This is a genomic window from Maricaulis sp. (assembly GCF_017643475.1).
Lineage (GTDB): Bacteria > Pseudomonadota > Alphaproteobacteria > Caulobacterales > Maricaulaceae > Maricaulis.
In genome coordinates this window covers 774,915-786,167 of record NZ_JAEPNI010000001.1, presented here as the reverse complement: position 1 = coordinate 786,167, position 11,253 = coordinate 774,915, and the positions used below count along the sequence as shown (strand labels likewise).

The following is an 11,253-nucleotide window of genomic DNA, read 5'->3' as shown; positions in this document are numbered from 1 at the left end:
ACCTGAGTTTTTGACTAGCGATTCCAGCGCAGGCGCAGGTTGAAGCTTGGCACGTTGTCCTGGTCGATGCTGGCATAGTCGAGCTCGGTGCCATTGATATCGAGGACCTGTGTTGACGCTTCCCGCGAACGGCCGGTGCGTACATTCAGGCGTAGATGCACTCCGTCACGCACTTCAAACTCGGTCCACAGGGACAAGAACGCACCAGTGTCCCGTTCAATCGTGTTGCGCAGGACCGGGCTCATATTACCCGTACGAACACCGTCGAAGATATAGATCTCGTCGCGCTGGGTCTCCGGCAAGCGAAGCCAGAAACCTGTCCGCCAGCTGTCGGAATGACGCCACTCACCATTCACGCGCGCTTCCAGTCCACGCACCTGGCGACGGATCTGGGTCAGCCAGTAATGCGTCGCCGGAGCATCGTCCTCGATCTCGAAGCCGAGCACATATTTGCCATCGGCAAATTCCTGGCGCAGGCCGATCTCGAACGTATGATCCTGGTGCCCCGAGGTCTCGCGAACAAAGCCCTGGAGCGGGTCGATACGCTCCGACTGGCGAAGAACAGCCAAACCGTCGATAAACAGACCAGGCATACCAAAGCGGCCGAGATCAAACTCGAATACACCTTCCAGCGTATCAATCGTCTCCGGTCCGATATTGGCCGGGATGACATCGCCTTCAGTCGTCAGAATGCGCGAAATGGGGTTCTCGATTTCCCGGCGCTGCGCCTGCAGGCGCACCAGACCACGCTCGCCGAAACGACGCTCCAGCTCGGCCCGGTAGGTCCAGGACCGTTCCGGTTCCAGTGTGGCGGCGCCGGACGTGTTGAGAGAATTGTCCAGATTGGTCTCGGCCAGGAACTGCCCCAGACCCAGCTGTCCGACCTCGCGCTCGGCAGAGACACGCAGGACCCAGTCATTCTCCATCGTCCAGCTGACATCGGCCCGCGGCACGACATCCGTCAGCGACAGCTCGCCCGGCGCGTTGGAGGAGTTGAGAGTGAATTGCTCGACACGGCCGCCGAAATTAGCTGACACATCCGGGCGCGGTGTCCAGCTGAGCACGGCCAGGCCCGCTGTTCTTGTTTCCTCGACCGAGGCGTTGGAGCCGTCGATATCCTGGAGCACACCATCAATCGTCGCCGAGAAGGCACCGTCCAGCGTGTTGAGCGCCCAAGTTCCGCCCGCTTCCAGCGCCCAGACATCACTGATCCGCCAGCGCACGGTTGCGCGTGTCGCGGTTTCGCTCGTCTCCTCACCGGAACTGAACCGACCGATCGACCCGGCATCAATCAGGCTGGCCGAGCTTTCCTGCTCACCGTCCTGGCGGGTCACGACGGCATGAAGGTCCAGCGCCTCGCCCAGGGGCGAGGTGTATTCCAAGCCAAAACTGGTCTCCGTCGAGTCGGATTCGCTGCGCTCCTGCAATGCGGCACCGGACGCGATTTCCTCCTCGGTCGGACGCTGCGAATTCGCGCGTCCCGCATAGGCCGCCGAGAGGACGAGGCTGCGCCCCTCGCCCATCGGGATAGTTGCAGACCCCTGGGCATCGCGGCGGGACGTGGTGGTGTGGCGATCCGTCGAGAACCGTGCTGTCGGCGTGTCGGCGTTGGACTGGCGCACATCGCTATAGGCCAGCAGGGCCTCGTCATAGAGTTCGAAATTGCCCTCAAGCTCGACCGATCCGCCGGTGGTGGAACCGCCAAAGGCCAGCTGGACCTCGTCCCCGCCATCCTCGCGCGGCTCGATTTCCATGCGACCGTTGAAACGGCGTGCCGTCTGGTCGCGCAGCACGATATTTAGCAACAGGGGATAACCCTGCATGTCGATATCGCGGGCGCCCGCCTCGATCAGCTCAAAGCGCTCGACATCCTCGACCCGCATCGTGCTGAGACGTGTATTGAGCGAACCGGAGCGTGGCGGGAGCCGGCGGCCGTTGATGAGGACATTGCCCTGGGCGCCGGACAGGCCGCGCACCTGGTCGCCCTCATCCACCTGGAAACCCGGCAGGCGGCGGACCATGTCGTTGGCGTTTTGCGGAAGGAATTCAGCGAAGGCGGCCGGGAGATAGATCTCCACCCCCGGCTCCGATGTCGCTCCGGTGTCCTGCGCCAGCGCGCCAAAACTCAAGGCTGCACTGCCCAACAGGGCCGTCAGAAGAGATCGATAACCAGACTTACGCACGAGCAGCCCCACACTCCGGAACACCTGCGAGGCCAAGTCCCCTGATGTCCCGGATACTACGTTACACGTTGTGCCGTGGATCAGCTCTTGGCGAGCAATTCCCCAGCGAGGGCCCCTTCAATAAGCGAAATAGTTTCCGAAATCCCGTAAATAGCTGCGAAAGATCCGAAACGCGGACCCTGGGATTGCCCCAGAAGCACTTCATACAAGGCCTTGAACCAGTCCCGCAGGTTTTCAAATTCCTGTGATTTACCGGCCGAGAAGACTTCCGTCTGGATCACTTCAGCATCGCGTTCATTGGCGTCGAGCGCCTTGAAGCGCGCCAGCAGGTCTTCCATCGCCGCCCGTTCCATGTCCGTCGGCGCCCGGAATTTCTTCTCCGGCTCGACGAAGTCCTGGAAATACTGCACGGCAAAACCGGCCAGCTGATCGAGCAGCGGGTGGGTCTGCGGCGTGGCGCCGTCAACATACCGACCGATAAAGCCCCACATCACATCGGTGTTGTGGGCACTGGCGGCAGAGGCCAGGTTCAGCATCAGGGCGAAATTGATCGGCGAGGCTTCTGCTGGCGGATTGCCGCCATGAATGTGCCAGGACGGGTTTTCCAGCTGTTTGGCTTCATCCTGGCCGGCATAAGCGGCCAGATGCTGCATGTATTCGTCCACGGCGCGCGGGATGACGTCGAAATAGAGTTTCTTGGCCTGGCGCGGCTTGACGAAATTATAGTAGCTCAGGCTCTCCTGCGGGGCGTATTTCAGCCACTCCTCGACCGACAGGCCATTGCCCTTGGACTTGGAGATCTTCTCGCCCTTCTCATCCAGGAACAGCTCGTAGACAAACTGCGTCGGCGGCTCGGCACCCAGGATGCGGGAGATGCGCGAATAGATCGGCGCATTGGCCTGGTGGTCCTTGCCGAACATCTCGAAATCAACGCCCAGCGCCGCCCAGCGCATGCCGAAATCCGGCTTCCACTGCAGCTTCACATTCCCGCCGGTGACCGGAACGGTGAATTCCTGGCCTGTCTCATCGTCAAAGGTGATCGTGCCCGCCTTGGCGTCGACAGACTTCATCGGCACATAGAGGACGTGACCGGTTTCCGGATGGATCGGCAGGAAGGGCGAATAGGTCGCCTGGCGCTCCTCACCCAGTGTCGGGAGCATCACTTTCATGATGTCCTCATACTTCTCCGCCGCCTTCAGAAGCATCGCGTCAAAGGCACCGGATTTGTAGAGCTCGGTTGCCGACTTGAACTCATAGGAGAAGCCGAAACTGTCGAGGAAGGCGCGCAGGCGCGCATTCATGTGATGGCCGAAACTCTCATGCGTACCGTACGGGTCTGGCACCACGGTCAGCGGCATCTGAAGGTATTCCGACAGCATCTCCTGCTGGGGCAGATTATCCGGCACCTTGCGCATGCCGTCCATATCGTCCGAGACACAGATCAGATGCGTCTCATAGGCCCCGCCCGTCAGCTCTTCAAACGCCCGGCGAACCATGGAGGTGCGCACCACCTCGCCAAACGTCCCCATGTGCGGAAGGCCCGACGGCCCATAGCCGGTCTCGAACACGACCGGCCCGGATTTTCGACCCAGCTTGTCCAGCCGCTTTTTCAGCAGGCGCGCTTGTTCAAACGGCCAGGCTTTAGCGTTTTGGGCAAGATCGGTGGACATGGGATCGGTCTTTCTATTGTTGCATTGCGGAAAACATCGCGAGGTAGAGGGGATGGGGCGAAGCGTCAAGCGTGGGGGTTGTGGGAGTGGGGTGGTGTTCAGGCGCCAAACTTCTCACTGCGACACTTCTCCAGCATTCATTGCCGGGCCTCGGCTGAGAGCTACCTTGTTGGTCCGCCAAACCATGGCACAAGAACCGAGATAACAAGAGCGAAGGAACATCGGCGTATTCGGTGGAGCATCAGTTCGCTGGACCGTTTGCCGCAAATGGCAACACTCGCGTCGATTTTGCGGCGGGTTTGCAAGCAATTCCGATACTGATGGAAGGTGTTATAGAGCAGACCACTTGATCTACATCCATCAAGGGTTTTGATTCCTCCTGACCCTTTTCCAAATCGTTCGTGACGGATGCGATATCGATCGGAATGAATGTCAGCCTCTAGCGCGTGAAAACCGAGAATTGTCGAAGATGACCTTTGATATCGAACGCAAGGAATATTTGCTCAGAGAATTGCCGGCCGCTGTAGCATCGCAGGTTAAAGATCTGCAGCCGGTTTTGACGGCTAGCGAATATGTTGAGTTTTCGCGAAAGCCGTCTCTGCTAAGAAAGAAGCAAGCAGCCGCTCAAGTCGATGTCGAGGGCTTGGGGGGAGATCCCGTCTATGTGCCCTTTGTTGACTATTTCGGCCCCACATTGTTGGCGGATTTAGAAATCGAGCCATTGTCAGATGAGCTCAAGCGAAAGCTCATCGCAGCCTTGGCTGCCCCATTTTCCTCGACAAAGGTTGAAGCTGTTCTGGAAAGGCTGCGGTTAGGTGCCCGTCGAGCCCCTCGCCCAAGCTCCGCAAAATACTGCGATTTTGCTATGAGCGGAATCTATTTGATGAACGCGGAAGCGGTCACCATCTTTCGTGAGTATGCTCCATCAGACTTCTGGATTTCCGAGGCACCTGCCCAGTTGGCCAACGGAACGACAGAACCGTGTGTCTATTGGGCTTTTCACACCCGAATAGTTGATGCTTTGGACATTGAGCGATCATCACTTCGATGGATGCGACACGATGTTGATGGTGAGGTAAGATATCGCTGCGCCGATATCGGCAAGCCCGTTTTCTTCGACCAGAACAAGCTCGGTGATGCGCATCTCTTTCAGGATGTTTCCAGCCCTGGTCTACGGTATGTTTCACGCGCGCTTCTGGACCGTCTCGATGACGCTCGGGTTTATCGCCCGGACCGGCTGCTCTAGGGACTGACAGCGAAACGGGAAGAAAACGGAGTCACGCTTTCTGCAGAGTTGGGCACACTAAAAACTGCCGAACTTGTATCTGTCGTTTACTAGAACACCGCTCCGCCACCCCAACGTTGCACCTGCAACACACTTTCAACCCCCAACTCGCCTGCGATAGCGCGACCATGTGTTAAATTCGCCACAGGCGCGACTTTCGATACCACAGGTCGCATTTTGTGCTTGCCGCCTTGAATATGCTCATTCATAAGCGGGCTTCCTGTTAACCGAACGCCCCGCGTGGGCGCTGAACTCGAGACCAATATGCGCGTAGTGCAGACGACATATCGCCTCTTTATTCAGCCGACCTGGCTGAATGAGTTCGCGCACGCGGAGGGTACCGCGCTCACACGGTAGACTGTTCCCCCACAGTCCCCTGTGACCCGCCCTCCCAAGCGCAGCTTGAGGAGGGTTTTTTCGTTCCGATCGCCACTCCCCCCACACCCAGGGCGACGGAACAAGGAAGGGAGGGGTCGTGCCCCCAACACGACCCCTCCCATATTCGCCTCGCTTTACCGCACCAACCAGAAAGGCCCCTCGTCGAGGGGAAAGTGTCATGTCGACGCAATACGAAGCGATTGAAACATCGTGTGGACATATCAAGGCCTGGATCAAGGGCGTGCCGGTGGATGACAGCGCGATTGAACAATTGCGCAATGTCGCCGGCCTGCCCTTCATCCACCGCCATGTCGCAGCCATGCCGGACGTTCATTTCGGTCGTGGTGCGACGGTCGGATCGGTGATCCCGACCAAGGGCGCGATCATTCCGGCTGCCGTCGGGGTGGATATCGGCTGTGGCATGATGGCCATTCGCACCAGCCTTGAGGCCCGGAACCTTCCGGACAATCTCAGGAAAACCCGCGACGCTATCGAGGCCGCCATCCCTGTCGGAAACGGCAAGGGCGGCGACCACCGCATTGCGCCCAGCTCGACCGGCACCCGCCTCAAGGCGTCCGGCCTGATGGAGCGTCTTGATCTGATCAAGGCGAAACATCGCAAGATCGGAACCCACAAGGTGGATGGCCAGCTGGGAACCCTGGGTGGCGGAAACCACTTCATCGAGCTGTGCCTGGATGAAGAGGACCGCGTCTGGGTAATGCTGCACTCCGGCTCTCGCGGAACCGGTAACATGATCGGGCAATACTTCATCTCCCGTGCGCGGGAAGAGCTGGCCCGGCGTGTTCTCGACTTCCACGTGCCCGACAAGGACCTCGCCTTCTTCGTAGAGGGCGAAGAGCTGTTCGACGACTATGTCGAAGCGGTGGGCTGGGCCCAGGACTATGCCCGCGAGAACCGCGAAGCGATGATGGAGCGGACGCTCATGGCGCTTCGCAAGACGCTCGGCCGGTTCAAGACGGACAAGACGGCGGTGAACTGTCACCACAATTATGTGGAGCAGGAACATCACTTTGGCGCAGATGTCTGGCTGACCCGGAAGGGGGCAGTATCGGCGCGCGAGGGCGAGCTCGGCATCATCCCGGGTTCGATGGGTGCCCGCTCCTACATCGTGCGCGGAAAGGGCGTGGCCGACAGCTTCTGCTCCTGCTCGCACGGTGCAGGCCGGGTGATGTCCCGCTCAGCGGCCAAACAGGCTTTCACCCTCTCTGATCACCGCAAGGCGACAGAGGGTGTGGAGTGCCGGAAAGATGCCGGCGTCATCGACGAAACGCCGATGGCCTACAAGGACATCGACGCGGTGATGGCGGCCCAGTCCGAGCTGGTGGACATCGTCCACACACTCAAACAGGTGGTTTGTGTGAAAGGGTAGGGCTGCGGCCCTGCCCGCCACCGCAGGAGGCGATTATGCGCAAGGACATGAACAAGGTCATCGTGGAACGTCCCCGCTGTGGATGGCGAACCCGCAAGCTGAACCGCATGAAGATCAAGCAGGATGGAGAGAACCAGCCGTCTCGCATCGGCATTCGCCGTCAGCGCGATACGAATGGCACCCGCACAAAAGGTCTCAACGAGAACCTGGCGCCGCTCAAGCGCTATCTCGGCAAACAGGTCGGGCGCCCCTGGGACAAGGTCTATTCCGAGCTGCGCGAGAACATCTCGCCGAAGAACACAGTCCAGATGCACATTCTCGAGCATGTCTATGATTTCGTGGCACGCCCGGCGATCGGCAAGGACGGCAACTGGCTGTGGCCACGCCACTTCATCTGGCGCTCCGGCCCGCGCAAGGGCCAGCTCTACATCCATCCTCGGGACGGGCTGTTGAAACGCCTCAAGCGCGATGTGCAGGCCAGCGAGTTCTATTCGCCGGAACAGTTCTGAAACGGGATGCAATTCCGGCGACGGATTTCCGTCACCCTCGCGTTGAACACATGTCGGACCGAACGAAGCACTGGCCCGGCAACGCATGTACCCCGAACCGGCCTCGATCCCCCCGAACCCACCTGGCCGGAACTCCGCGGGGAGGCAGCTATCTATACTGCCTCCCCGCGACCTCTCCGGATCAAACTTCGAAATCCCGCACCGAAAGCTCGACAGACAAACAAAAGGGGCCGCCGCAGCGACCCCTGTGTGCATCTCGCTATCCTGACGGACTATTCAGCCGGTTCGGAAACCTTGTTTGGCTGCTTCGTCACGCGCAGATACGGCTTGATCCGATTGTAACCCGCCGGGAAAAGCTTGTCGGCTTCTTCGTCGGAGATCGACGGCACAACGATAACATCATCACCATCCGTCCAGTTCACCGGCGTCGCGACCTTGAACTCGTCTGTCAGCTGCAGACTGTCGAGGAGGCGCAGAACCTCATCGAAATTGCGACCCGCGCTCGGCGGATAGGTGAAGGTCGCGCGGATCTTCTTGTTCGGATCGATGACATAGACCGACCGAACGGTGACTTTGGGGTCCGCATTCGGGTGGATCATCTGGTAGAGGCCGGCCACCGTGCGGTCGATATCGGCAATGATAGGGAAGTTCATGGAAACATTTTGCGTTTCCTCGATGTCCTTGATCCAGCCATTGTGGTCTTCAACACTGTCGACGGACAGGGCGATCGCCTTGGCATTGCGCTTGGCAAATTCGTCTTTCAGCTTGGCCGTATAGCCCAGCTCGGTCGTGCAGACCGGGGTGTAGTCAGCCGGGTGAGAGAAGAAAATCACCCAGTTGTCACCAATCCATTCGTGGAAATTGATATCGCCTTCATTGGTAGCGATGTCGAAATTCGGGGCGGTATCGCCTAACAAGAGACCCATCATGCTCTCCTTGCGTTTGCGAGGGGTAAAAATCAGCGTAGACCTAGGTGCGCCTCTTGCCCCTCGATTACAAGGGGCAATCGGTTCGGTAAGCAGAATGTGAGGACTGCCCGCATGCCCAAGCTTCTCATCCTTATGCGTCACGCCAAGGCTGTTGACCGCCTGGAAGCTGAAGACGATTTCCAGCGCGGGCTGACCCAGCGCGGTCGCGAGGACAGTGTGCGTGCTGGCGAAGAACTGGCTGCTGCCGGGCTGGAGGTGGACCTGGCACTGGTGTCTCCCGCATGGAGAACGCGCCAGACCTTCGACAAGCTTCTGCCCGCCCTGGGCAAGCCGGCGATCGATGATCCCATGGCGCTCTATCATGCCAGCACCGAAATGCTTGAGCGCGCAGTGCTCGACGGTTTCGCTCGCGAGGACCGGATTCTGGTTGTCGGACACAATCCCGGCATTGGCGGTTTTGCGCACAAGCTGGCCATGGCAGCAGGCAAGACGCGCGATCTGCCGGCCGGATACCCGACTGCCGCGGCGGCGGCTTACGGCTTCACCGGAGAACCGTTCGAAGCGCCTGAACTCCTGCACGTCTTCAACCCGCAAGCTTAGACATCTTCGTTCATTCGCGTACTGCGCGAGCTTCCCGAGCTGGAGCCAGTCATTGGGGGACACAGGTGCGCCATTTGATCGTCATTCCCGCCGTGGGCCCTGGCGCCTGAAGGATTGAGAGACTCGCCTTAAGGTTGCTGTTGCGCTAGCATCGTGCTTCAGAGGTGAAGCTCATTGGCGAAAGAAGACCCGGACAAACCCGCCCCGGACGAGGCACGCGCCCTGCGCCCGCGGATCTGGGCCAGCGAAGCGAGTCAGCAATTCAGCCGACTCCACCCGGACATGAGCGCACGCTCCGGCTTGAGTGGCCGGCAGGTGGTCGGACTGGCCGTGGCCCTCCTCTTGCTAATCGCCGGGTTGAGCGGGCTAATACCCGGCCTGAAACCGGCCCTGCTCCTGCTCGCCGGCCTGTTCTTCACGACGACCATCCTGCTGAGAGTGCTCGCGCTCATCATGCCAGCGGCGCACGGCAAAGCTGTTACCGGAGAACGCCTCGCCACCCTGCCGCGGGTCACCATAATCGTTGCGGCCTATGACGAGGCGCGGGTTATGGCGGAATTGCTCAAGCGGCTTATGGACCTGGACTATCCAGACGATCGCCTGCAGCTGATCCTGGCCCTGGAAGAGCACGACACAGCGACGATCAATGCCGCGAGGGCCTGCGAGGTCACACGCCAGGTCACCATCCTGGCGACACCACCTGGTGAACCCCGGACCAAGCCGCGCGCCCTGAACTTTGCCCTTCGCCACAGCCGTGGCGAGATCATCGCCGTCTATGACGCCGAGGATCGACCGTCACCGGACCAGGTCATGACCGCAGCGCTGACCTTTCAGCAGGCTGGTCCCGACCTGGCTTGTCTGCAAGCCCCGCTCAACTGGTACAACCGTGACAAGAACTGGCTCACGCGCCAGTTCGCACTGGAATACGCAGCCCACTTCCGGGTCATGCTGCCGCTTTTTGTTCGACTGGGTTGGCCACTACCGCTGGGCGGAACCAGCAACTACTTCCGCGCCGAGGCCTTGAGACGCGTTGGCGGCTGGGACGCCCACAATGTCACCGAGGATGCCGATTTGGGCTTCCGACTGCACCGCGCGGGTTATCGCTGCGACCTGATCGCCCCACCCACGCTGGAGGAAGCACCGTTTCGGGTCCGGCCCTGGTTTTTACAGCGCACACGCTGGATCAAGGGCTATATCCAGACCTTCGCCGTTCATTCACGCAAAACGATTGGCGCGACACGACCTCCGCACTGGATCGCGCTCTCCCTGACCCTGGGTGCCGCGATTGCCGCAGCGCTGCTGCACCTGCCCTTTGCCGCCCTCTCAACGCTGGCCTTGACCCAGGAACCCGGCGCGCTGCGCGACTTGTGGCCCTATTATCTGTTTGCTGTGACCGGTTACGCGGTGGCAGCAGCAACGGCCTGGCTCGGCATGCGCCGCATGGGGTGGACTGCCCGTCTGTTCGACTTGCTGACCATGCCCCTCTACTGGCCACTTCTCACCCCCTCTGCAGTTCGGGCCTTGTGGCAGCTCGCCTTCAACCCCTATTTCTGGGACAAGACGGAGCACGGATTAACGGACGAAAACTGATGTATCTGCCGATGACACCGACGATCATCATGCTCGTTCTGGGCGTGGGCCTCTTCCTACTCGCACGATGGCGCGGCAACCTTCCCGCACAGCCCGAGAAAGGGCCGCGCATGATCCCGTGGACCATCGTGGCGCTTGGCAGCGGCGTGCTGGTCCTGTTCATGCTGGCCAATGTGGCCGCTCATATGGGAATTGATCTCAGCCAGATGCGCCGCTGACTGCGCAGTCGCCGATCTAACCGGCCAGCATCGACCGTCTGGCGAGTTGAGCGCTTACCCAGTTTTCACCGGGCTCGACTGTTTCAAAGAGTTTCAGATTGCTCGCCCATTCGCGCGCCGTTTCAGCCACACCTTCAGCACGCTTTTCTTCAAATCCTGGCGGAGCGATATAGGCGACCGGAAAACCCGGTGGCAGTGCGGACAGTGCATCTTCCCACATCTCCAGTCCCAAAGCCTTGCGTTCATGCAGCTCGACCTCGCGGGCATCCACGACAAGCCCCCGGAGATCGCCACTATCGACACGTTTTTCCATGACAATCAAAGCTGCGCCCAGGTCAGTCCGAGCAATCTCGCCGACTACTTTGACAAGCGCGACACCACGCATCTCAAGAGCGTTTACTTCGATCGACATACACACGCCTTCTGGAAATTCCAGGCGAAATCGAAGCATAGATTTTTGGGGAAACCCTGAACGTCACCCCAAATTCATACATTATGATC

10 protein-coding genes are annotated in these 11,253 nt (G+C 59.8%); 6 read left to right on the top strand and 4 right to left on the bottom strand.

The annotated features are described in order from the left end of the window. Positions 1–14 precede the first annotated feature (14 nt). The gene (locus tag JJ889_RS03680; RefSeq protein ID WP_291891573.1) at positions 15–2,183 is read right to left on the bottom strand and encodes a TonB-dependent siderophore receptor; all 2,169 of its coding nucleotides are present in this window, start codon (positions 2,181–2,183) and stop codon (positions 15–17) included. A gap of 80 nt (positions 2,184–2,263) precedes the next feature. Beyond that, positions 2,264–3,853 (bottom strand): lysine--tRNA ligase, encoded by a 1,590-nt coding sequence (locus JJ889_RS03675; RefSeq protein ID WP_291891572.1) that lies wholly within the window; start codon positions 3,851–3,853, stop codon positions 2,264–2,266. Between the two features lie 469 nt (positions 3,854–4,322). Here JJ889_RS03675 and JJ889_RS03670 point away from each other — a divergent pair, with 469 nt between their 5' ends. From JJ889_RS03670 to JJ889_RS03660, 3 genes are all read left to right on the top strand, one after another. Beyond that, positions 4,323–5,099, top strand: a complete 777-nt coding sequence (locus JJ889_RS03670; RefSeq protein ID WP_291891571.1) for a DUF1629 domain-containing protein — start codon at positions 4,323–4,325, stop codon at positions 5,097–5,099. Between the two features lie 595 nt (positions 5,100–5,694). Then, positions 5,695–6,906 carry an RtcB family protein gene (locus JJ889_RS03665; protein ID WP_291891570.1) on the top strand — a complete coding sequence of 404 codons (1,212 nt, stop codon included), beginning with the start codon at positions 5,695–5,697 and terminating at the stop codon, positions 6,904–6,906. Positions 6,907–6,941: 35 nt separating this feature from the next. Continuing rightward, entirely contained in the window at positions 6,942–7,415 is a 474-nt protein-coding gene (locus JJ889_RS03660) for a hypothetical protein (protein ID WP_291891569.1), read from the top strand. Positions 7,416–7,687: 272 nt separating this feature from the next. On the opposite strand, the gene JJ889_RS03655 is transcribed toward JJ889_RS03660, so the two are convergent. Next, positions 7,688–8,341, bottom strand: a complete 654-nt coding sequence (locus JJ889_RS03655) for a peroxiredoxin (RefSeq protein WP_291891567.1) — start codon at positions 8,339–8,341, stop codon at positions 7,688–7,690. Between the two features lie 114 nt (positions 8,342–8,455). On the opposite strand from JJ889_RS03655, the gene JJ889_RS03650 reads away from it, so the two are divergent. The 3 genes from JJ889_RS03650 (at position 8,456) to JJ889_RS03640 (ending at position 10,752) form a co-directional block, all read left to right on the top strand. After that, positions 8,456–8,944, top strand: a complete 489-nt coding sequence (locus tag JJ889_RS03650) for a histidine phosphatase family protein (RefSeq protein WP_291891565.1) — start codon at positions 8,456–8,458, stop codon at positions 8,942–8,944. Positions 8,945–9,118: 174 nt separating this feature from the next. After that, on the top strand, positions 9,119–10,534 hold the full coding sequence (locus JJ889_RS03645) for a glycosyltransferase family 2 protein (protein ID WP_291891564.1): 1,416 nt from the start codon (positions 9,119–9,121) through the stop codon (positions 10,532–10,534). Then, a complete protein-coding gene (locus JJ889_RS03640; RefSeq protein WP_291891563.1) occupies positions 10,534–10,752 on the top strand; it encodes a hypothetical protein in 219 nt (72 codons plus the stop codon). Before JJ889_RS03645 ends, JJ889_RS03640 begins: the two co-directional genes overlap by 1 nt. Before the next feature lie 16 nt (positions 10,753–10,768). Here JJ889_RS03640 and JJ889_RS03635 read toward each other — a convergent pair whose 3' ends face one another. Further along, positions 10,769–11,164, bottom strand: a complete 396-nt coding sequence (locus JJ889_RS03635) for a hypothetical protein (RefSeq protein ID WP_291891560.1) — start codon at positions 11,162–11,164, stop codon at positions 10,769–10,771. Positions 11,165–11,253: the final 89 nt, after the last annotated feature.